The 20,950-nt window shown below is 44.6% G+C and carries 23 protein-coding genes; 17 read left to right on the top strand and 6 right to left on the bottom strand.

The annotated features are described in order from the left end of the window. Nucleotides 1-6: 6 nt before the first annotated feature. Complete coding sequence (locus tag QWZ13_RS14460) at nucleotides 7-2,874, bottom strand: response regulator (protein WP_290282407.1); 2,868 nt, start codon at nucleotides 2,872-2,874, stop codon at nucleotides 7-9. Between the two features lie 190 nt (nucleotides 2,875-3,064). Here QWZ13_RS14460 and cysM point away from each other — a divergent pair, with 190 nt between their 5' ends. Genes cysM through mazG form a run of 4 tightly spaced genes read left to right on the top strand, consistent with a single transcriptional unit; the run spans nucleotide 3,065 to nucleotide 8,274 of the window. Continuing rightward, the gene (gene cysM / locus QWZ13_RS14455) at nucleotides 3,065-3,955 is read left to right on the top strand and encodes a cysteine synthase CysM (RefSeq protein ID WP_290282406.1); all 891 of its coding nucleotides are present in this window, start codon (nucleotides 3,065-3,067) and stop codon (nucleotides 3,953-3,955) included. Further along, nucleotides 3,955-5,208: a TRAM domain-containing protein gene (locus tag QWZ13_RS14450; protein ID WP_290282405.1), complete on the top strand. Its 1,254-nt coding sequence runs from the start codon at nucleotides 3,955-3,957 to the stop codon at nucleotides 5,206-5,208. The genes cysM and QWZ13_RS14450 overlap by 1 nt, the downstream gene beginning before the upstream one ends. A 13-nt stretch (nucleotides 5,209-5,221) precedes the next feature. Beyond that, on the top strand, nucleotides 5,222-7,456 hold the full coding sequence (relA, locus tag QWZ13_RS14445) for a GTP diphosphokinase (RefSeq protein WP_216001502.1): 2,235 nt from the start codon (nucleotides 5,222-5,224) through the stop codon (nucleotides 7,454-7,456). 5 nt (nucleotides 7,457-7,461) lie between these two features. Then, nucleotides 7,462-8,274 (top strand): nucleoside triphosphate pyrophosphohydrolase, encoded by an 813-nt coding sequence (gene mazG, locus QWZ13_RS14440; RefSeq protein WP_290282404.1) that lies wholly within the window; start codon nucleotides 7,462-7,464, stop codon nucleotides 8,272-8,274. Here mazG and QWZ13_RS14435 read toward each other — a convergent pair whose 3' ends face one another. Continuing rightward, on the bottom strand, nucleotides 8,275-9,417 hold the full coding sequence (locus tag QWZ13_RS14435) for a beta-ketoacyl-ACP synthase III (RefSeq protein WP_290282403.1): 1,143 nt from the start codon (nucleotides 9,415-9,417) through the stop codon (nucleotides 8,275-8,277). A gap of 67 nt (nucleotides 9,418-9,484) precedes the next feature. On the opposite strand from QWZ13_RS14435, the gene QWZ13_RS14430 reads away from it, so the two are divergent. Continuing rightward, nucleotides 9,485-9,997, top strand: coding sequence for an MbcA/ParS/Xre antitoxin family protein (locus QWZ13_RS14430; protein WP_290282402.1), 513 nt, complete (start codon nucleotides 9,485-9,487; stop codon nucleotides 9,995-9,997). Nucleotides 9,998-10,017: 20 nt separating this feature from the next. Here the strand turns inward: QWZ13_RS14430 and QWZ13_RS14425 are convergent, their stop codons facing one another. Next, entirely contained in the window at nucleotides 10,018-10,707 is a 690-nt protein-coding gene (locus QWZ13_RS14425; RefSeq protein WP_290282401.1) for a gamma-glutamylcyclotransferase, read from the bottom strand. A gap of 1 nt (nucleotide 10,708) precedes the next feature. Next, nucleotides 10,709-12,100, bottom strand: a complete 1,392-nt coding sequence (locus tag QWZ13_RS14420; RefSeq protein WP_290282400.1) for an FAD-binding oxidoreductase — start codon at nucleotides 12,098-12,100, stop codon at nucleotides 10,709-10,711. Nucleotides 12,101-12,438: 338 nt separating this feature from the next. Here QWZ13_RS14420 and QWZ13_RS14415 point away from each other — a divergent pair, with 338 nt between their 5' ends. The 6 genes from QWZ13_RS14415 to QWZ13_RS14390 all read left to right on the top strand — a co-directional run bounded on the left by QWZ13_RS14415 (nucleotide 12,439) and on the right by QWZ13_RS14390 (nucleotide 18,393). Continuing rightward, nucleotides 12,439-13,530: an ABC transporter ATP-binding protein gene (locus QWZ13_RS14415; RefSeq protein ID WP_290283383.1), complete on the top strand. Its 1,092-nt coding sequence runs from the start codon at nucleotides 12,439-12,441 to the stop codon at nucleotides 13,528-13,530. A 79-nt stretch (nucleotides 13,531-13,609) separates the two neighbouring features. Continuing rightward, a complete protein-coding gene (locus tag QWZ13_RS14410; RefSeq protein WP_290282399.1) occupies nucleotides 13,610-14,710 on the top strand; it encodes an extracellular solute-binding protein in 1,101 nt (366 codons plus the stop codon). Nucleotides 14,711-14,740: 30 nt separating this feature from the next. Further along, the gene (locus tag QWZ13_RS14405; protein WP_290282398.1) at nucleotides 14,741-14,968 is read left to right on the top strand and encodes a hypothetical protein; all 228 of its coding nucleotides are present in this window, start codon (nucleotides 14,741-14,743) and stop codon (nucleotides 14,966-14,968) included. Further along, nucleotides 14,889-16,343: an ABC transporter permease gene (locus tag QWZ13_RS14400; protein ID WP_290283382.1), complete on the top strand. Its 1,455-nt coding sequence runs from the start codon at nucleotides 14,889-14,891 to the stop codon at nucleotides 16,341-16,343. The genes QWZ13_RS14405 and QWZ13_RS14400 overlap by 80 nt, the downstream gene beginning before the upstream one ends. Nucleotides 16,344-16,349: 6 nt before the next feature. Further along, complete coding sequence (locus QWZ13_RS14395) at nucleotides 16,350-17,204, top strand: ABC transporter permease (RefSeq protein WP_353958992.1); 855 nt, start codon at nucleotides 16,350-16,352, stop codon at nucleotides 17,202-17,204. Between the two features lie 109 nt (nucleotides 17,205-17,313). Continuing rightward, nucleotides 17,314-18,393, top strand: coding sequence for an endonuclease/exonuclease/phosphatase family protein (locus QWZ13_RS14390; RefSeq protein ID WP_290282397.1), 1,080 nt, complete (start codon nucleotides 17,314-17,316; stop codon nucleotides 18,391-18,393). 334 nt (nucleotides 18,394-18,727) lie between these two features. Here QWZ13_RS14390 and QWZ13_RS14385 read toward each other — a convergent pair whose 3' ends face one another. Beyond that, the gene (locus QWZ13_RS14385) at nucleotides 18,728-19,033 is read right to left on the bottom strand and encodes a hypothetical protein (protein WP_290282396.1); all 306 of its coding nucleotides are present in this window, start codon (nucleotides 19,031-19,033) and stop codon (nucleotides 18,728-18,730) included. A 159-nt stretch (nucleotides 19,034-19,192) separates the two neighbouring features. On the opposite strand from QWZ13_RS14385, the gene QWZ13_RS14380 reads away from it, so the two are divergent. Together QWZ13_RS14380 and QWZ13_RS14375 are read left to right on the top strand one after the other, a co-directional pair. After that, the gene (locus tag QWZ13_RS14380; RefSeq protein ID WP_290282394.1) at nucleotides 19,193-19,510 is read left to right on the top strand and encodes a hypothetical protein; all 318 of its coding nucleotides are present in this window, start codon (nucleotides 19,193-19,195) and stop codon (nucleotides 19,508-19,510) included. Between the two features lie 56 nt (nucleotides 19,511-19,566). Then, nucleotides 19,567-19,704 carry a hypothetical protein gene (locus tag QWZ13_RS14375; protein ID WP_290282393.1) on the top strand — a complete coding sequence of 46 codons (138 nt, stop codon included), beginning with the start codon at nucleotides 19,567-19,569 and terminating at the stop codon, nucleotides 19,702-19,704. On the opposite strand, the gene QWZ13_RS14370 is transcribed toward QWZ13_RS14375, so the two are convergent. After that, nucleotides 19,701-19,880 carry a hypothetical protein gene (locus tag QWZ13_RS14370; RefSeq protein WP_290282392.1) on the bottom strand — a complete coding sequence of 60 codons (180 nt, stop codon included), beginning with the start codon at nucleotides 19,878-19,880 and terminating at the stop codon, nucleotides 19,701-19,703. The genes QWZ13_RS14375 and QWZ13_RS14370 overlap by 4 nt on opposite strands. Between QWZ13_RS14370 and QWZ13_RS14365 the strand changes: the two genes are divergently transcribed. The 4 genes from QWZ13_RS14365 to QWZ13_RS14350 all read left to right on the top strand — a co-directional run bounded on the left by QWZ13_RS14365 (nucleotide 19,863) and on the right by QWZ13_RS14350 (nucleotide 20,780). Continuing rightward, the gene (locus tag QWZ13_RS14365) at nucleotides 19,863-19,988 is read left to right on the top strand and encodes a hypothetical protein (protein ID WP_290282391.1); all 126 of its coding nucleotides are present in this window, start codon (nucleotides 19,863-19,865) and stop codon (nucleotides 19,986-19,988) included. The two genes, QWZ13_RS14370 and QWZ13_RS14365, sit on opposite strands and share 18 nt — an antisense overlap. A 110-nt stretch (nucleotides 19,989-20,098) precedes the next feature. Next, the gene (locus QWZ13_RS14360; RefSeq protein WP_290282390.1) at nucleotides 20,099-20,290 is read left to right on the top strand and encodes a hypothetical protein; all 192 of its coding nucleotides are present in this window, start codon (nucleotides 20,099-20,101) and stop codon (nucleotides 20,288-20,290) included. Next, nucleotides 20,283-20,414 (top strand): hypothetical protein, encoded by a 132-nt coding sequence (locus QWZ13_RS14355; protein WP_290282389.1) that lies wholly within the window; start codon nucleotides 20,283-20,285, stop codon nucleotides 20,412-20,414. Before QWZ13_RS14360 ends, QWZ13_RS14355 begins: the two co-directional genes overlap by 8 nt. Before the next feature lie 234 nt (nucleotides 20,415-20,648). After that, nucleotides 20,649-20,780: a hypothetical protein gene (locus tag QWZ13_RS14350; protein ID WP_290282388.1), complete on the top strand. Its 132-nt coding sequence runs from the start codon at nucleotides 20,649-20,651 to the stop codon at nucleotides 20,778-20,780. Nucleotides 20,781-20,950: the final 170 nt, after the last annotated feature.

Genomic DNA, 20,950 nt, shown 5'->3' with positions numbered 1-20,950 from the left:
GCACATCTATTGCAGAGTGAGTGAGGTTTTCTTTTGTTGTTTAGACAAAGCGTATACTTTTAAAGCACGATCAAAGGCTTCATCAATCTCGCTGTCTTTTGCCCAACGCACCAAGTGGTTAATCTCTTCATTTAGTACAAATAACGCATCTTCGAGTTGCGCATAAAAGCCTTGCTTAAGTAATGATTCGGTACTGTAAGCCGCTAGTTTTAATCTAGGCACTCCACAATAAGCGCACGCACCATGTAAGCGATGTACTAGCTCTAACAATGCTTTGTAATCGCCTTGTTGATATTGGTTGTTTATTTGTTCTTGGTCTTTTTCTAATGAGTCGAGCAGCATAGCAAACATATCTTTCGCAAGGCTGAGTTTGCCGTTGGCTTTTTCTAAGCTAAAGACTAGGTCTACGGTTTCGTATTCTGCGAGCGCGTCCGTATCGACCGTTGGGAAAGTTTCGACCGAATCTTCAGAGTGTTCAATAACGTTGGGGTTGATACTGTTACCGAGCATAGCGCCGGTCCATTTAAACAGCGTCCGCTGAAGCTGGTCTTCATCAATCGGCTTCGCAAGGTAATCGTCCATGCCGGCCGCTAACATGGCTTCTTGCTCTTCGGCTAAGGCATGAGCCGTCAGTGCAATAATGGGCACGTGTCGGTCCGTTGCTTCTTGGCGTCGAATATGGCGAGTTGCTTCTAAACCGTCCATATTTGGCATTTGAATATCCATAAAAATCAGGTCGTAATTATTAACAATGGCTTTTTCTACCGCTTCTTCGCCACTGCTCACCGATGTAACCATGATGCCTAACGTTTCCAATAAAACGGCAATGAGCTTTAAGTTGGCGGAGTTATCATCAACGGCCAATACTCGCACTTCGGTTTGGCTTGAACCGAGTTTCAAATCGCGCGCTTCTTTTGTTTTGGGGGTTTCAGGGTTCAGCACCTGCATAACAGCCTGATAGGTTACCGAGCTGCGTAACGGCTTCGCGATTGAAAAATCGGCACCTTTCTCAAGCAATTTAGTATCGAGATCGTCTTCATCGGTAGAAGATGTAATGACCAATACTTTGGCTTTAAATTTAGATTTCATGTGGGCAATGTGTTTGTAAACGTCTTCAGTCGCCTCTAACCCTTGAATGTCGATCACGACTAAATCGGCTGGTGCCGCTTGATTTTTGGTCCATTTAATGAGCATCTGTTTGGTCGATTCATAATCGTCTACTTCACCGCCCCAGCTAGAAAGCTGATGGTTCAACGCAATGCGGCTCATTTCTCGTGGTTCAATTAAGGCAACGGTATGTCCTTCTAGCCCTCGATGCTTAGGAGGCTGTTGTGCCGCGGGGGCGACTTCAGATTTAATGTTGAACCAAAATGTCGAGCCCTTATCTTTTTCACTTTCTAGGCCAATGTCGCCGCCCATTTCTTCCACGAGTCGCTTGGAAATAACTAACCCGAGACCGGTACCACCAAATTCACGAGCGGTCGAAGAATCGGCCTGTGCGAAGGCTTGAAAGAGAGCCTTTTGTTGCTTTTTGGTTAGCCCGATCCCGGTATCAGAGACACTGATTCGAACCAAAACTTTGTTGCCCTGTTGCTGCTCAATCATGGTTCGTATCACGACGCTACCGTCGGCGGTAAACTTAATGGCGTTGCTGATCAGGTTGGTGAGTACTTGCTTTACTCGCAGCGGATCAAACACCAGTTGCTCTGGTACATCTTCATAAAACAACGAAACGACTTCTAACCCTTTAGATTGAGACGTAGGCGCAAGCATCATGCACACTTCTTCGATGGCAACTTTTAGGTTTGTGCTGCGCTGGTCGAGCATTAATTTGCCGGCCTCAATTTTACAAAAATCGAGTACATCGTTAATGATGGTCAACAGTACTTGAGACGACGACAAAATAGTGCCCACGTAGTCTTCTTGTTTCTTGGTTAAATTTGATCGAGTTAGCAACCGAGCAAAGCCAATAATACCGTTAAGTGGGGTGCGAATTTCGTGGCTCATGTTGGCTAAAAATTCGGTTTTAACTTGGTTAGCTTGCTGCGCATCTCTACGTGCCATGTCTAATTCAATGTTCTGAATTTCAATAGTTTCGAGCGTTTCTCGTAAATCAAAGGTGGCTTGGTCAACACTGGTTTGCATTTCGTTGTAGGCATCTTTGATGGTCTCAGCCATTGCATTTATGCCTTCTTCGAGCTCGCGTAATTCACCTTTCGATTGCGTCGGTACTCGAACTTCTAAGTTGCCATCACGTATTTCAGAGACAGCCCTGATCATGTTGTGAACCGGTACAATGACGGTTTGGTTTAGGTATAACGCAATGCCAGTAATGATGATTAGAATAAACAACAATATGAGTAAATTTATAAGAATGGTCTGGTACTGAGCGACACGAATGTTGGCGTTATCGAACTCAAGCTCAACCCATGCAACCGGACGAGATAACACAGCATTCAAAATGAGGTCGTCTGGATGAAAAATAGGCACTAAATAACGGAACGTTTCACCACTTTGATATAGCGTAAGCTCAGTTGTATCGGTGATCGATGCAGGGTATCTCGGGCCAATTGGGTTAGGTCCTGAAGACATAATCATGGATGCAAAATTATCGTACACCCGAACCGAGCGAGCATCTTTTTCGTTTAACGAACGGCGCATGAGCGCATCAATCAGTTCGGTATTATTCCGAGCAATAGGACCCGCCAATGTATCGGCCAACTGTTTCGACATACTTTCTGTGCGTTGACTAAAAGATAATTGCTGCTGGTTGAGATCATTGTAAGTGAACCATGAAAAAGCCAGCGCACCCAGAATAAAGACTGGAATCAGCGATATAAAAAGCAGTCTATTTTGTAATCCGGATGAATTCATAGGCGACCCGTCGTATTTTGTGTTGTTTTTAATCATTATGACGAAAAAACTGTCAAGATCACAGTGTATAGGTTTCATGTCAAAAGAGAACGACATTAGATGAGAAGATTATTATTGATTGGACCCATAAACCGCTATAATCACGCCCAATATTGATATTTAGCCAAATTTTTCATGGTCAGGAGAATTAATGAGTCAGTTTCCTACAATCGAAGCATTTATAGGGAAAACCCCTTTGGTTCGATTGCAACGCATAAACCCTAACCCAACCAACACAATTTTGGTTAAGTTAGAGGGCAACAACCCCGCTGGCTCGGTTAAAGACCGACCGGCCATGAATATGATCGTAAAAGCCGAGCAACGTGGTGACATAACACCAGGCGATACCCTAATTGAGGCGACCAGTGGCAATACCGGCATCGCTCTTGCCATGGCGGCGGCCATAAAAGGCTACAAGATGATTTTGATCATGCCGTCTAACCTGTCGGAAGAGCGCCGTGCCAGTATGCGAGCCTATGGGGCCGAAATAATTTCGGTTACACCAGAGCAGGGCATGGAGTATGCGCGTGATTTAGCCATCGCCATGGAGCAAAAAGGCGAAGGTAAAGTTCTGAACCAATTCAGTAATCCCGATAACCCCGCCGCGCACTTTGAATCAACGGGTCCAGAGATTTGGCAAGACAGTCATGGTCAAATAACGCACTTTATTTCGGCGATGGGCACCACAGGGACAATAATGGGCTGTTCTGAGTACTTAAAATCGAAAAACCCAGATATTCAAATTATTGGGCTGCAACCCACCGATGGTTCTCAAATACCCGGTATTCGTCGTTGGCCAGCCGATTATATGCCTGAAATATATCAAAAAGCGCGTGTGGATTCGGTGATCGATATGGATCAAGTGACCGCTGAAACGACCATGAGACGATTAGCCGCCGAAGAAGGTATCTTTGCAGGTGTTAGCTCTGGGGGGGCTGTGGCTGGAGCGTTATTATTGTCTGAACAGGTTAATAATGCCGTTATTGTCGCGATAATTTGTGATCGCGGAGATCGATATTTATCGACCGGGGTATACCGTTAGTGAGAAATAGCCGTAGAAGCCCTAAAAAAGCCAATTTGCCCGCTCCATTCGAGCTCACAATAGACCGATACAGTCATGATGGCCGAGGCATAGGTATTCATCAAGGCCGCGTAGTGATGGTGTCTAACGCTATGCCGGGTGAGCAGGTGCAAGTAAAGCTTGAACAAGCCAATACTAAGTTATGGCAAGGCAAGGCCGTTAAACACTTCACACAAAGCGATCGTCGCCAACAGCCAACTTGCCAATATTATGGTGAGTGCGGTGGCTGTGTTTTACAGCATGTGCCGGTATCCGATCAAGTTGCCTTAAAACAAAGCGCACTGGAAGATCATTTGCGTCGAAATAAAGTTCCTCACGATGCATTGGCTGAACCTATTTCGATCGAGAAAGTTGCCTATCGGCACAGAGCACGGTTCCAAGTCTCTAAAAAAGGAGAGGTTGGTTTTTTCAATGTTAAAGGCAATCGCATCGTGCCTATTAGCCAGTGTGCCGTGGTCGTACCTGCCATCAACGACGCTTTAATCATAGTAAAGCGTGAAGCGCCGTTAGAAGGCGTAAAGCAGCTTGAACTGGTTATCGACGATACCGATCAATTAGGCATTTCTGTTGTAGAAGGGTCGGGTGCTTCTAAAAGTGCGCTTGCACAGTGGGGTGAGCAACAAGGCTGGGTGTCTCAAGCACCTTTACAGTATCGCAGTGCTGGCGCTCAAACTTGGGCGAAACCTGGCAGCTTTACGCAAGTGAATCGGCGGGTGAATACCGCCATGATTGAACAAGCCAAGGCCTGGCTCGATTTAGACGTTAGTGACAGAGTATTGGATTTGTTTTGCGGAAATGGCAACGTAAGCCTACCATTTGCCAAAAACGTTGAGGCCATTCTTGGTTTAGAAGCCAACCAAGAAGCAATCGATATGGCGATGAACAGTGAGCAAGCCAATCAGCAAACCCGCTACTGCGTTGCAAACTTATTCACTTCACCGCTAAAAGATATTCCAGAAATAGCGCAGTTTAACCCTACAGCCGTTATACTCGACCCGCCGCGAGCTGGGGCCGAAGCCGTGGTAAAGAATATGAATACGCTGCCTACGGTGCAAAAAATCCTGTACATTTCATGTGATCCAGCGACATTGGCAAGGGACATTGCTGAGCTAATTCATGATAAATGGCACTTGAGAAAGGTCGGCGTTATGGATATGTTTCCGCATACTCGTCATATTGAAAGTATGGCATTGCTAGAAAAAAAGAAAAAATAGGACAACTTGAGTTGTGAAAGTACGTGAAGATCAACCTGTGTTTCGAGACGGAACCGTCGATTTAGAAGCCTGGTTAGAACGGTTAGAAAGCAAAACCCCAATTGTTGATCCGGAAGAGCTGATTCGAGCCTGCCGCATTGCACGGACCGCCGAGCAAGAAACTGATCACCGTGCGAATCAGTGGGGAGAGGGTGATTCCTCCTTTTTAACGGGCTTGGAAATGGTCGAAATTTTGTCCGATTTAGGGCTGGATCAAGATGCATTGATAGCCGCCGTGCTTTACCGAGCTGTGCGAGAAGAAGAACTTGAGCTCGACACTGTAAAAGATCAATTCGGACCAAAAGTTGCGAACTTGATTCGTGGTGTGTTGCAAATGGCCGCAATTCATACCAAGTATCGTTCTACTAAAGCCAGTGTGTTTGGCCAAAACGAAACCCAAGGCGAAGCCATCCGCAAAATGTTGGTCTCAATGATCGACGATGTTCGTGTTGCCCTAATTAAACTGGCCGAACGAACCTGCGCCATCCGAGCCGTAAAAAGCTCACCTGCTGCGCGGCGTTATAAAGTCGCCCGAGAAGTGTTTGACATATACGCGCCCCTTGCGCACCGTTTAGGGGTGGGGCATTTAAAATGGGAGCTAGAAGATCTAGCGTTCCGTTATATTGAACCTCAAGATTACAAAAAAATTGCCAAGCTGTTAGATGAAAAGCGATTAGATCGCCAAGAGTATATTGAAAAGGTTGAGCAGCTGATCTCTAATGAGATTCAACAAGCCGACATTTCTGCGCAAATCCAAGGCCGAGCAAAACACATTTATTCCATTTGGCGCAAAATGAAACGTAAGAACATCAGTTTTAGCCAAGTCTATGATATTCGTGCGTTTCGTATTTTAGTGCCAGAAGTACGCGATTGTTATACCGTTTTGGGTATTGTGCACTCACTTTGGCGACACATCCCACGTGAATTTGATGATTACATTGCCTCGCCAAAACCTAACGGATATCGCTCACTCCATACGGCCGTGATAGGGCCAGAAGGAAAAGTAGTAGAGATTCAAATACGCACACACGATATGCACGATGACGCCGAGTTAGGTGTTTGCGCACACTGGCTTTATAAAGGCACCGATGCGAAAAAAGCGGCGCAATCTCGTGGTTACGAAGAGAAAGTAGCTTGGTTACGGCAGGTTTTAGAGTGGCATGATGAGCTCGGCGGCATCGATGAAATGGTCGATGAACTTGGAACCGATGTCACTGTTGATCGTATTTATGTATTAACACCAGAAGGCCACGTGGTCGATTTATCTTCCGATGCCACGCCAATTGATTTTGCCTATAAAGTGCATACCGATGTTGGCCACCGTTGCCGAGGTGCAAAGGTCAATGGCCGTATTGCGCCATTAAATACTCGGCTCGTTGTCGGTGATCAAGTTGAAATTTTAACTGGATCAGAAGCCAGCCCAAGCCGAGATTGGTTGAACTCCGATTTAGGCTTTGTACGCTCTGCGCGTGCCCGTGCAAAAATTAAGCATTGGTTTAAATCGCAAGATCGCGAAGTTAATATCAAAGACGGCAAAGAAATGCTCACTAAAGAGTTACGCCGATTTAATATTAATAAGATCAACATGGTTCAGCTGGCCGAAGCTTTGAATTTACACGCAGAAGATGATTTATACGCGGCCATTGGTGCCAACGATATTCGTTTAATGCACGCAGTTCATCACGCTGAGGAAATTATTAACCCGCCCAAGCCAAAAGAAATTCAGCTACGTGAAAGCAAAGAGCAAAACCACAGTGGCGATTTAATGATACGCGGTGTGGGTAACATGATGACCACTATTGCAAACTGCTGTAAGCCAGTACCTGGTGATGCCGTAGCCGGTTATATAACCTTGGGGCGCGGTGTCTCTATACACAAAGACGATTGCGTTAATTTGTTGCAGCTGCGTAACAAAGAGCAAGAACGCATCATTGATGTTTCTTGGGGTAATGACGTGTCGACCACTTACCCAGTAGAATTGCATATTGCCGCTTACGACCGCACCGGATTGTTAGCCGATATTATGACGGTATTGGCCAACATTGGTATTAACGTGGTGGGCATGCAAACCATTACCGACAAGTCACATAACTCATGCGATATGCGAGTTACCGTTGAAGTGGAAAGCATCGATTCGCTCGGGCGAATAATGTCGTTGCTTACCAAAGTCCCAAATATTGCCGACGTTCGCCGAGTGTATAGCAGCTGAATGCCATGACAAAAAAATACAATTACCAAGACCTAAAGTATTTAATGGCGCGCTTGCGTCACCCTCAAAGTGGCTGTCCTTGGGATATCGAGCAAACCTACGAATCGATCGTTCCGCATACGCTCGAAGAGGTGTATGAAGTGATCGACACCATAGAACGAGCCGATTACAAACACTTAAAAGAAGAGCTAGGTGACTTGCTTTTTCAAGTAGTGTTTTATGCTCAAATCGCCAAAGATGAAGCTCGCTTTGAACTCGATGATGTGATTCATAGCTTGGTGGCAAAACTGGTTTATCGGCACCCACATGTTTTCCCAGAAGGTACGTTAACCAGCCAGAGAGACGATCAAACCATTAACGCCGAAAGCGTCAGTGGTCAGTGGGATGCGATAAAGCAAAAAGAAAAAAAATCGAAAAACCAAGCCGAGCGTATACTCGATGATATTCCAAAGGCGTTACCAGGTTTATTGCGAGCAAAAAAAATTCAAAAACGTGCCGCGAAAGTGGGGTTTGATTGGCCTGATAGCCAAGGCGTGCTAGCCAAAATCCGCGAAGAATTAGACGAGTTAGAAGAGGCGATTCAAAGCAAGGATAAAGAAGAAATTGAATCTGAACTCGGTGATGTTTTGTTTGCGCTTTCGCATCTAACCAACCATTTAAAGGTTGATCCTGAGCGTGCTGTTCGCAAAACAAACGCTAAGTTTGAATATCGTTTTGGGTATATAGAAGACCAAGTCAACTTAAGTGATCGAGCTTGGTCTGAATACAGCCTGGAAGAGCTTGAAGCCTATTGGCAACAAGCTAAAACTCACCAATAGCTATTTTTTTACGCATTCCACCGCTAATGAACCAATAGAATAACCAGCGCCAAAAGAACAGATCATGCCAATGTCGCCGTGTTTAAAATCACTATTGTGGCGGTTAAAGGCAATAATTGAACCAGCCGATGCGGTATTACCAAACTCATCTAAAATGGTTGGCGCTTCATCGTTAGTGGCAGGTCGGCCTAACAGTTTTTTAGCAATCAGTTGGTTCATATTTAAGTTAGCTTGATGTAAAAACCAGCGTTTTACTTGAGCATTTTCAATGTTGTGAGCACTGAGATGTTCAGTCATGTGCTTTGCCGCCATTGGACACACTTCTTTAAATACTTTGCGCCCTTCTTGGTGGAACAAGTTAGGTGAAGCAAAAACATCACTGTCGTGCGCGCGTGATAAATGCCCGAAGTTAGAGCGAATGTTGTTGGAATATTGGGTCACCGCTTTTGTGCTGAGCACTTTAAAATAAGTGTCAGTCGTTACTGTTTCTTCCGCTTCCACAATGACCGCTGTGGCTACATCACCAAATATAAAATGGCTGTCTCTATCGGCATAGTTTAACTGAGGCGTCACTAATTCTGGGTTTACCACTAACACGGCTTTTGCACTACCAGAGCGAATCATCTCGTAAGCGCGATGCAACCCAAATGTTGCCGCCGAACAAGCCACTAGCATATCAAAGCCAAACCCCGTGATTCCTAATTGCTCTTGCACTTCAATAGCAATGGCAGGATAAGCGCGCTCGGTGTAAGCGCAGCTCACTATGACGGCGTCGATGTCGGCCGCTTTTTTCTGAGCGTTATCTAACGCGGCCTGCGCGGCTTTAACAGCCATTTCGGCTTGGTACGATAACTCATCTTCTGCACGTGCGGGCAGGTTGGGGCGCATGCGGTTTAAATCGAGAATGCCCTCTTTTTCATAAACGTAACGCTGCTTAATACCACTGGCTTTGGTGATAAAGTCGGCATCCGATTTTGCCAATGGCTGCAACTCGCCGGCTTCTATTTCAGCGGCGTGCTGCGTGTTGTAACGGTCGGCGTTTTCATTCAGTACCTGCACTAATTCTTCGTTAGAAATGCTGTGCTCTGGGTGCCATAGGCCTGTGCCACTAATGGTGACTTGAGGAAATTGGAATTGTGACATGTTTGGTTGCCTTATTAGGTTTGTTTGCAGTTTAGCAAAAAAATTGCCCTTGTGGTCGATAAGTTAATTGGCTAATTGGCGACTCTTTGGTTATATTCTTAGGGTAGTTTCATTTTTTAATAGGGACCTTATGCGACATCATTTCACCTTGACATTTAAGATGGCAGAGCGTCAACCAGTTGATGTAAACGAAGTAGCTAGCCAGATAGAAGGCAGCGACTTTCATGTAGAATCGCAAGCTTATAACGGTGAAGAGTTCAGTGTGCACTTTGTTCGAGAAGGCCAGCACGCTACCGACTTACTTGAGTTTGCCAAGCAACAGGTCATTTCTGCGGTACCCGGTGCCGAGTTGGTGTCTATGGATATGTCAGAAGAGCCCCCCATGTTAGGAGTGGTAGACGATATAACCAAACTTGTTGTGAAAGCCTGCTCAAAATTTGGTGATGCCGATTTAGCGCACGCTTGGCTAAGCAAACCGCAAGAAGCCTTAAATGGGCAGATCCCTAAAATTTTAATGATAGAAGCCGAAGGGCGAACACAGGTTGCGCGTGCTTTAAAAGAAATCAATGACAACGAGTGAATATATCGTTATAAAGCCGCTCACTCGGTGCGGCTTTCATTTAAAAGGCTTTCTACCCTTTTAACATACTTGTCTAATCGTTCATCATTAATACCCAAGCCATGCAACGCATTTACGGTTTCAAATAAATAATCGGCCGCGCTGCCAAGAGCGCCTTCACCTTGGGCTAAATGAATACAGCGTTGTTCAAAATTTAAGCTGCCGGCGTATTGTGGGCTGTTTTTATCCATAACAAACGCTACGGCATATAGAGTCGCTTCTTTATCTGTTTTTAAGGGTAACCAGAGCGGCTGGTAGGCACTAGCGACCATCTCGCGAGACCATAAAACACTGAATTCTTCTTCGATACAACTGGGATCCACTTTAAGAGCCTGACCGTGGCAACTGCCTCCTTGCTCTAAACCTAACACTAATCCGGGATGTGTTTCCGAACCCCGACCAACGTATGTTTGCAGGCAAAAATCTCGGTGGTAGCCTTCTAAATAAGCGTCCGTTTTTTCGCTAATATGCATGGCTGGATTCCACAATAATGAGCCATAAGCAAATACCCAAACACTGCCGTCTTGGTTGGGGTTTGTTGATAGCGTTTGTCGCCAACTGCGTTCACGTTCTTCGGCCGATGTTAAGGTGATTAACCCCTTATCGTGTGCGGCTTGAGCCATTTTTTGAAAGAAACCATTTTTAATGGATTCACGATCTATATGTGCCAATTCAACGCTCCGAGTAATCGAAAATTAGGCCAGGGTTTAAAATAGCCTTCGGGTCTAATTGTTTTTTGAGTAACTGCATGAGCGCAATTTCTTCTTGAGTTCGGCTGTATTTTAAATAGGATTTTTTCTGTAAGCCAATTCCGTGCTCAGCAGAAATACTGCCACTTAGGTTGGCTAACGGTTGGTAAACTAAATGATTGATCGCATCTTTAGTTTTCGCCGTTAAAGTAGGACCAACGTGAATGAATAGATGTAAATTGCCATCACCTAAGTGCCCAAACACAATGATTTTCGCTTCGGGCCACTGGCTTTTAATGGCCGTTTGCAATTGATCTATGTAGCCCGCTATTCTATTGATGGGCAAACTGATGTCGTAACCAATATAGGGCGCTAGGCCGGTGGTTAACCGCTCAATGTCATCTCGTATGGCCCACATAGCTTGTTGTTGCGCTTTAGATGATGCAATCGCTGCATCGACAATGATGCCATCGTTCATACAAGCTTCCAGTGCAGACATAAAAATGTCGGCTTCTAAATCGTGATAATTTGCCGCTTGAATTAAGACATAATAGGGGTGTTCGGTAGAAAGTGGTGCTTGGTGTTTTTGGCCATCGTCGATAATAAATTGATAATGGTCTTGCCACATGACTTCAAATGCCGATAAGCGCCCACCCAGCTGCCTATCGAGATTACGCAATGCCGTAACAAGATGTTCAAACTGGCTAACCGCGACCAAGGCTGTAGAAACGCTGTTGTGTAGCGGCCGCAACCGGAGCGTCAGTCGCGTAACGATGCCCAGTGTGCCTTCACTGCCTATAAAGAGTTGTTTTATATCGTAGCCGGTGTTGTTTTTTAACAGCGCCCGTAAATTAGTGATGATCTCGCCGTTAGGCATCACCACTTCTAGCCCAAGCACTTGTTCTCGAAACATGCCGTAGCGTAATACTTCATTACCGCCAGCGTTAGTCGCGGCCATTCCGCCCAGTGTGCAACTTCCGCGCGCTCCTAAATCTACGGGAAAGTGCAGTTGGTGATCTTGAGCAAATTCATGCAATGCTTGCAATGGAACACCTGCCTGTACCAAAACGCTGCGGTTATCCTCATCGATGGATTCTATTTTATTCATGCGCTCAAACGACAAAACCACCTGATGCTCGTGGCTGATCGAACCTTCCACAAAACCTGTGCCGCCTCCGAGCACAACGATGGATATGCTTTGCTGATAGCACAGCCTTACAACTTGGCTGACTTCTACTGTGCATTTCGGTCGAACCAGGGCTAACGCCTGACGAGCGTTGCTATCAAACCAGCCAACGCTGCGAGAGGTTACATCTTTCCCTGTTAAAACATTGCTTTGCCCAACAATAGTCTGAAGTGAATTTAGAATGTCCATAATTACCCAAATAAACACGATGATTTAAGCGTCGACGTTACCATAAGTTATGGCGATTAAGCATGAGCTTTTGTATTTGAACCTAATGATCACTGTTTAATTACAAAAGTTAGGATCGGTATAAGTATTGAGTTCTAATGAATATTTATTGTTAAAAAATCAGTTTTTATAAAGTTTTTACAGGATAGGTCACTGATTTAGGGTGTGTGATGCAGTTATGCGCCATTTTGGTGAGATTTATAAAAAAATAATATTTAGACTTGAAAGCATATATTGATAGCGGTAGGGTTATTTGCATACAAACGTACATAATAAAAACACGACCAAGGAGTGTGTTAGTGACCCAAGCAAACGATGATCGGTTTGTGGTATTTGACCGCGTACAAAAGAGCTACGATGGTCGCAATTTAGTGGTAAAAGACCTGAATCTCGACATTGCCAAAGGCGAATTCCTAACCATGCTCGGCCCTTCTGGCTCGGGTAAAACCACTTGTTTAATGATGCTGGCCGGGTTTGAAACCGCCACGCATGGCGACATACTTCTCAATGGGCAGCCCATTAATAATATTCCACCCTATAAGCGTGGAATTGGCATGGTGTTTCAAAATTATGCCTTGTTTCCACATATGACCGTCGCTGAAAACCTTGCCTTTCCGTTAGCCGTTCGCAAAATGCCAAAAGCCGAACGCGAAGCCAAAGTAATCCAAGCGTTAAAAATGGTGCAAATGGGAGAGTTTGCGAATCGTCGTCCCGCCCAATTATCGGGCGGGCAGCAGCAGCGCATAGCGTTAGCGCGAGCATTGGTGTTTGAACCTGAATTGGTGTTGATGGATGAACCGCTTGGCGCACTTGATAAGCAGCTGCGAGAGCACATGCAATTTGAAATTAAGCACCTGCATGAACAATTAGGCGTTACCGTGGTTTATGTAACGCATGACCAATCTGAAGCACTCACCATGTCTGATCGTGTTGCGGTGTTTAATGATGGCCGCATTCAACAACTGGCGACCCCTGAAGAACTCTACGAACGCCCTCAAAACTCTTTTGTGGCGCAATTTATTGGTGAAAATAATCGCTTAATGGGCCGAGTAGACCGGCTTGATGGCGAAAACAGTGTCGTCGTTTTAGACAGTGGTGAGCAAAGCAGTGCATTAGCCGTAAACTGCGGCGCAGCCGGTTCGCGTACTTTGTTATCTATTCGGCCAGAGCGCATTCGTATTGGCGAGCAGGCTACCGAAAATGTCACACAAGCCAAAGTGTTGGAGCTTATCTATTTAGGGGATCACATTCGGTGCCGTATGCGTGTGCATGGAGACGACCAATTTATTGCCAAAATTCCTAATTCGCCCGAAAGTCCACGCGTCATGGTTGGGCAAGAGGTTAATATTGGTTGGGCCGCCGCTGATTGTCGCGCCTTAGACGCCGATTAATAAACGCTTATCCGCTTTTTTATACCCCAGTTTAAGCGGAGCCAATAATAAGATGGGGCAAAAATTAAGTGAGGAAAATATGGATATGTCAAAATCATTTTGGGTAGTCGGAGCGTTATCTCTGATAACGGCTACTTCTTCAATCGCACAAGACTTAACCATTGTATCTTGGGGCGGCGCCTATTCGAATTCGCAACAAAAAGCCTACCACGACCCTTATATGGCGAAAAACCCGAACATTAATATCATTAACGATGAAAGCTCTGCAGAAGCTGTTGCAAAACTGCGCGCCATGAATGAAGCTGGCAATGTTACTTGGGATTTAGTCGATGTTGTTGCATCGGATGCCCTGCGCCTATGCGATGAAGGCTTGGCGATGGAAATTGATCACGATGAAGTGTTGGCACCCGCGCCAGATGGCACCGATGCCTCTGATGACTTTGGAGACTTAATTGTGTCGGAATGTTTTATTCCGCAAATTGTGTATTCAACCACAGTGGGCTATCGAAAAGATTTAGTGGGCAGTACTCCGCCGACGGATATTTGTGCGTTATTCGATACCAAAGCTTACCCAGGCAAACGCGCGTTAGAAAAGCGCCCAATCAACAACATGGAATGGGCTTTGTTGTGTGATGGTGTAGATAAAGACGACGTGTACGATGTTTTAGAAACCGATGCAGGGCAAGAGCGAGCGTTAGCTAAGCTCAGCACCATTAAAGACGATGTTATTTGGTGGTCGGCCGGTGCTGATACGCCTCAGTTATTAGCCGATGGCGAAGTTGTCATGGGCTCTACTTACAATGGCCGTTTGTTCTCTGTCATTGTTGAGCAAAACCAACCAGTAGAAATGTTGTGGGATGCGCAAGTATTCGACTTAGACGGTTGGATTATACCTGCAGGTTTACCAGCCGACAGACTTCAGGCCGTTAAAGATTACCTTTATTTTGCTACCGATACGCAGCGTTTAGCGGACCAAGCAAAATACATTTCTTACGGACCTGCGCGTGAAAGTTCGGCTCCGCTTGTCAGTAAGCACGCGGAATTGGGAATCGATATGGCTCCGCACATGCCAACCGACCCTAAAAATGCGAAAAACACCTTCTTATATAACTACGAGTTTTGGGCCGATTACCGCGATGACATCGACGCAAAATTTCAAGCATGGTTGGTGCGTAACTAAGCAAAGCGTTTAACTTGAAGTGGGGCACCTATGTGCCCTTTTAATTTTAAAATACAACAGTGCGAAGTAATAAAAGATGACTGGACAAGACACGGCAACGGTACCATTAGCGGCAGACGGCCGCCCGTTAGAGCAAAGCTTACAGCGTGCGCTGCGAAGACAAAAGTTACGCGCCTTAATGCTTATTGCGCCCTTGTTGTTATTCGTATTGTTAACTTTTATCGCGCCCATTGCCGATATGCTGTATCGGGCTGTTGATAACCGTATTGTGTCGGAGACATTACCCAGAACAGTCGAGCTTTTGCCCAGTTGGCAGGAAAGCAGTGGAAAACCGCCAGGTGAAGCGGTTTTTAATGCGCTGTATTTTGATTTGTTTTTTGCCGCTGAATTGAAAATACATACTCGGCTTGGGTCTCGTTTAAATTACCAAGAATCGGGTATTTCATCTTTATTCCGAAAAACAGGCCGAAGAGTAGGCCGTTTTGAAACCGATGAAATTACCGATCAATTTGTTGCACTTAACCCGCAATGGGAATCGGCTGAATTTTGGCTAGAGATTACAAAGCAACCAGAGTTTTCTGATGCTCTACCGACAACCGCCTCTGTTTGGTCAAGTTGGCAAGCATTATTAGTTGAAGATGAAAAAGACATCAAAGAAGAAACCCCTGAGGATGTCTTATTTTATGCCCTTTATTTAGATTTAACTCAGCCAAATGCACCAACAAAATTACAAAGCTACAGCTGGTGGACCAGTACAAAAAGCGCTGTAGAAAACTTTCAGCCAATTAATATTATCGAGCAGTTTGAATCGGCCGATGAAGATTGGCTAGCAACAAATACTTGGGGCGTACTGAAACGATATGCGCCTGCCGTCACCAATGGCTATTTTTTAAATGCTCTAGATATGCATAAAACAGCCGATGGTATAGAAGCCCAACCCGAAAATTTGCAAGTGTATAAGTTATTGTTTGTACGCACATTGGTGTTATCGCTGGCGATCATGGCTTCTTGCATTTTGCTTTCATACCCCATTGCCTATTTGCTCTCGCATTTGCCAATGCGCAAGGCAAACCTAATATTAATTTTAGTCTTATTGCCGTTTTGGACATCATTGTTGGTGCGTACATCGGCCTGGAAAGTGTTGCTGCAACAACAAGGAGTGATCAACGATTTATTAGTTTGGATCGGTTTGGTAGATGACGCTAACCGGCTGATTATGATGAATAACGCCATCGGTACCATGATCGCCATGACGCATATTTTATTACCCTTTATGATATTGCCCATGTATTCGGTTATGCGAACCATTCCAGTTAGCTATGTTCGTGCCGCTAAATCTTTAGGTGCAACCAACTGGACCGCGTTTTGGAAAGTGTACTTTCCGCAATCGGTTCCCGGTATTGGCGCTGGTTCTATTTTAGTATTCATTATGGCCATTGGTTATTACATAACCCCAGCTATTGTGGGCGGTACAACGGGTATCTTTATTTCTAACCGCATTGCTTTCCATATATCCAGCTCGCTTAATTGGGGCTTAGCTTCAGCCTTAGGTGCCATTTTGTTGATTGTAGTGCTGGTGCTGTATTGGCTGTATGACAAGTACGTTGGCATTGATAATTTAAAACTAGGGTAATCTGTTATGTTGCAACTTCCATCTTATGCCTCGACCGGCGAAAAACTCTGGTTTTATAGTTTTAGAGTTATCTGTGGGCTAATATTGTTCTTTTTAATCGCGCCTATTATCGTCATTATTCCTTTGTCTTTTAACGCTCAAGACTTTTTTACTTTTACCAAAGAAATGTTGGCATTTGACCCTGCTGGTTACTCTTTTAAGCACTATGAAGATTTTTTTACCAACAGCGATTGGACAAATGCCATCTGGAACTCTATTCGCATAGCACCGATGGCAACATTTTTATCGGTAAGCTTAGGTACACTCGCCGCCATAGGGTTAAGCCAACCGCACGTGCCTTTTAAACGCTTCATAATGGCCATACTTATATCGCCCATGATTGTACCCTTGGTGATATCAGCCGCTGGCATGTATTTCTTTTTCAGCCGCATAGGGTTACAAGGCACCTACTGGGGAGTGGTATTAGCGCATGCCGTGTTGGGCATTCCGTTTGTCATTATTACCGTGACAGCAACATTGGTGGGTTTTGATCATTCGCTGACACGAGCAGCCGCGAATTTAGGCGCAAACCCTGTAGTAACCTTTTGGAAAATACAAATGCCGTTAATTTTACCTGGAGTTGTATCGGGCGGGTTGTTTGCTTTTATTACGTCTTTTGATGAGGTTGTCGTGGTATTGTTTGTAGGCTCTTCGGCACAAAAAACATTGCCATGGCAAATGTTTATTGGCTTGCGCGAACAAATTAGCCCAACCATTTTAGCCGTAGCCACCATACTAGTTGCCTTGTCTATTTTGTTGTTGACGGTGGTTGAATTATTAAGACGCAGAACCGAGCGTTTACGCGGCCTAAGCCCAGGCTAAAATAAATGTACCCAAAAACCACCACGGCCGTACGCTGAGGTTTAACACTTGTAGCCTTCGCAGGCATAGGTTATGTTCGGTAACCTAAACGTTACTTGAGTAGCTGGCCATGATAGCCGCAAGTGTCATAACAATGTTCATTGTTTTAACTACGGCCCTTCCACTTTTAAAAATTAACCATTGGGTTATACGGGGACTCGACTTTCCTCGTTTTCAAATTGCCGTTTTAGCCTGTGCTGTAGCGTTATTTCACTTAATTTTTACAGATTTAGACCAATGGCTTGGCCAATTGAATCTTCTCGCCACCCTGATTAGTTTATCTGTTCAACTGTGGTGGATAATTCCTTATACGCCCATATGGCCAGCCGAAGTAAAGAGCACTAATGAGAGCAACATTCAAAATCAGCTCAGTATTATGACCGCCAACGTATTGCAAACGAACCATAATACTGAGGCTCTGATTCAATTAGTGCGAACCCGAAAACCCGATATATTAGTTACCTTAGAAACCAATAGATGGTGGCAAGACCAGCTAGCGCCAATAGCAATAGAGATGCCGCACACCATAAAGTGCCCGCTAGAAAACTTATACGGAATGCATGTGTATTCAAGGCTGCCATTAGCACAAGAGCAAATTTCATTTTTGGTAGAAAAAGACGTGCCGTCAATGCACTGCATCGTTGAATTACGTAACGGAGCAAACGTGAATATGCACTTTGTGCATCCAGCACCGCCCAGCCCAACTGAAAACGAGGAATCGACAGAGCGTGACGCCGAACTCATTACCATTGCCAAAAGTGTAGCAACAACAAAAGAGCCGGTAATAGTCACCGGCGATTTAAATGACGTTGCATGGTCATTCACCACAAGACTGTTTCGTAAAATAAGTGGCCTACTCGACCCAAGAGTAGGGCGTGGTATGTACAACACCTTCCACGCCGATTACTCATTTTTACGCTGGCCACTAGACCACCTTTTTCATAGTGAGCACTTTTGCTTAAAACACATAGAGCGACTACCGCACATAGGTTCTGATCACTTCTCATTGTTTACCGTATTAAGTTTTGAGCCAAATAAAGGCAAAGAACAAGAAGGCTTGCAACCTGATAAGAATGATAAAAAAGAAGCCGAAATAATTTCAGAGCAAGTAGGAGTAGGACAAACAGGAGTACCAACCCTGAATGAATAGTAAGTATTTATTCACGCAGCAAGCGGTTTTTCAAAATTAAGCTATTTGTAATCATTTGAAAACATAGACACTCGTAAATTAAGCTTTTTAAAACCGCGAAGCTAAAATTTGTGATAAACCTCTCAATTTAAAAATCGGCGCGGCTTTTCCAAGTGCTTATCCTGAATATACTGCATAGGCGGTAAAATAATAATTTTAAAAAAATAAGCAGCAATTGATTGAAATATAAAAACCAGCATTTTACTGACCTATACGAGCGGTATATACAGGGATAACACTGCACGTGCAGCAATGTCACTGATGATCAAATTGACAGGCAAACCGTTAAGATACATTATGAGTGGGGTTGGGAGTTTTTTAAGTATTTTATTGCAAGATTTAACCGCTCCCAGTAAAAGCCGCTAGTGCGGAAGAATAAAATGTTACAGGTGGAAGGGCATTCATAGCTAATTATTGAATCCTGCACCAACAGATTAGTTTTGCCCGTATTAATTTGTGGTTTTAATTGCAACGGTTCACAACTTTCAAAGGCTAGCTTGTACGCAATAGTCATCGCTCCCAAGCTAGGGTAGAGTGAAAAGCCAGCCTCGTTAGGCTGGCAGCCAATTTTAAAGGCCATCAAGCTAAAATACACCGCCAAAAGCGGAGCTAGATGGAAAACAATAAATTAAAAAGCACGTTGGCACGTGATAGTTAAGAGCCACAAGCTACTAGTTGTAACAAGTAGCAGCTGCATCGCACCTTCGGTGCTGGACTCACTGTCGTTCGCCGCAGTGCTATTCGTTAAATTTAAGGGAAGATGAAGCGCTTACCAAGATACGCAAAAGTCGAAGTAGTCGTACTCGGTATCATAGTTCCCACAACTATTGCCGGTTATGCCTTGTATTTTCTGCTTCAATCTAAGGCAGTCTTTTGGGGTAGAAGTTCTGTTGTTTACTATCAGGGTAGCGATGCGGTCTTTGTTTCGCTTCTTTGGATTGGGTTATCACTACTTTTTATGGTGCACTTTCTCGCTCGGCCTTTGCGCTTGCTATCATTTGCCCAATACAAATTAATAATGTGGGTACCGGTAATACTGTTAGCGACGGGTTTAGTATCCGCGATAGTGCTGGTATAAAAAATTTAACAAGGCGCGGCTGGAATAAGCCCGCCTAAAACCGCTTCGCGGCGGGCTTGGGACTCGTAACCTCGACCCAGCGCTTAACGTTACAGGTGGAAGGGTATTCAAAGCTAATTATTGAATCCTGCACCATAAATATAGATTTGCCCGTATTAATTGGTGGTTTGTGGAGCAACGGTTCACAACTTTAACCGGCTAGCTTGTACGCAATAGCCATTGCTCCCAAGCTAGGGTAGAGTGAATAGCCAGCCTCGTTAAGTTGGCAGCCAAATTTAAGGGCATCAAGTCTAAATGCCGCGTCAAAAGCAAAGCTTGATGGAAAACAATAAATAATTAAGCACGCTGGCACGTGATAGTTAAGAGCCACAGGCCACTACTTGTAACAAGGCGCAGCTGCATCGTGCCTACGGCACTGGACTCGCTCACGCTCGCCGCAGTGCTTTGCGTTATGGTAGAGCTATCTAGATGGGCTTAAAGGCTAGAGAATTATCATTAATAATTATCATACTAGTTGTCGTAGTATTTTACTTTGGCTTTTATGAGCCAAAGATCGAGGTAGTTTCTTTGGAAGTTATTAAAGAAGAAATGCTATGCCGAGATGGCTATTGTATTCAAGAAGTCTTTTTTAAAGATGCTAATAGAGAAATTAAGCTCTTAAAGAAGTCAGCACCTTGGCACTCTACTGGTGATGTGGTCAATATTAAAAAGCAGGCTAAAAAATTTTATGGCAATCGAAGTGGTTTTAAAAAAAATAGATATTGGTTTGTGAATGACTAACCATAACAAGACAATGTTGCAAGTTGGCCCGCCAAAAACCGCTTCGCGGCGGGCCAAGGGACTCACTCCTTGCGTCGCTCGCCCCAAATTTGGTCGTTACAGGTGGAAGGGCATTCAATGCTAACTATTGAGTCCTGCACCAAAAAATAGTATTGCTCGTTTAAATTTGTGGTTTTGAGTGCAACGGCTCACAACTTTAACAGGCTAGCTTGTACACAATAGTCATCGCTCCCAAGCTAGGGTAGAGTGATTAGCAGCCTAGTTAAGCTGGCAAGCAAGTATAAAGGTCATCAAGCTAAACTTGCGCACCAAAGGCAGAGCTTGATGGAAAACAATAAATAGTTCAGCACGCTGGCACGTGATAGTAAAGATCCACAAGCCACTAATTGTAACAAGGCGCAGCTGCATCGTGCCTACGGCACTGGACTCACTATCGTTCGCCGCAGTGCTTTGCGTTACAGGTGGAAGGGCATTTAAAACTATTGAATGAATCCTGCACCGAAATATAGTTTTGCTCGTATAAATTTATGGTTTTTAGAGCAACGGTTCACAATTTTAATAGGCTAGCTTGTACGCAATAGTCATCGCTCCCAAGCTAGGGTAAAGTGATTAGCCAGCCTAGTTAAGCTGGCAACCAAGTATAAAGGCCATCAAGCTATT

The organism is Reinekea marina (genome assembly GCF_030409715.1).
Lineage (GTDB): Bacteria > Pseudomonadota > Gammaproteobacteria > Pseudomonadales > Natronospirillaceae > Reinekea > Reinekea marina.
Note: the sequence above shows the minus strand (reverse complement) of the source record. Positions and strands in the feature narration are given on the sequence as shown.

Bases quoted from the DNA above. Each gene is read 5' to 3' on its own strand.
- QWZ13_RS14355 (WP_290282389.1), top strand. From the start codon at position 20,283: ATGACTAACCATAACAAGACAATGTTGCAAGTTGGCCCGCCAAAAACC.
- QWZ13_RS14410 (WP_290282399.1), top strand. From the start codon at position 13,610: ATGGATATGTCAAAATCATTTTGGGTAGTCGGAGCGTTATCTCTGATA.
- QWZ13_RS14400 (WP_290283382.1), top strand. From the start codon at position 14,889: ATGCTTATTGCGCCCTTGTTGTTATTCGTATTGTTAACTTTTATCGCG.
- QWZ13_RS14460 (WP_290282407.1), bottom strand. From the start codon at position 2,874: ATGAATTCATCCGGATTACAAAATAGACTGCTTTTTATATCGCTGATT.
- QWZ13_RS14435 (WP_290282403.1), bottom strand. From the start codon at position 9,417: ATGTCACAATTCCAATTTCCTCAAGTCACCATTAGTGGCACAGGCCTA.
- QWZ13_RS14390 (WP_290282397.1), top strand. From the start codon at position 17,314: ATGATAGCCGCAAGTGTCATAACAATGTTCATTGTTTTAACTACGGCC.
- mazG (WP_290282404.1), top strand. From the start codon at position 7,462: ATGACAAAAAAATACAATTACCAAGACCTAAAGTATTTAATGGCGCGC.
- QWZ13_RS14420 (WP_290282400.1), bottom strand. From the start codon at position 12,100: ATGGACATTCTAAATTCACTTCAGACTATTGTTGGGCAAAGCAATGTT.
- QWZ13_RS14395 (WP_353958992.1), top strand. From the start codon at position 16,350: ATGTTGCAACTTCCATCTTATGCCTCGACCGGCGAAAAACTCTGGTTT.
- QWZ13_RS14360 (WP_290282390.1), top strand. From the start codon at position 20,099: ATGCTATGCCGAGATGGCTATTGTATTCAAGAAGTCTTTTTTAAAGAT.
- QWZ13_RS14405 (WP_290282398.1), top strand. From the start codon at position 14,741: ATGTGCCCTTTTAATTTTAAAATACAACAGTGCGAAGTAATAAAAGAT.
- QWZ13_RS14380 (WP_290282394.1), top strand. From the start codon at position 19,193: ATGAAGCGCTTACCAAGATACGCAAAAGTCGAAGTAGTCGTACTCGGT.
- cysM (WP_290282406.1), top strand. From the start codon at position 3,065: ATGAGTCAGTTTCCTACAATCGAAGCATTTATAGGGAAAACCCCTTTG.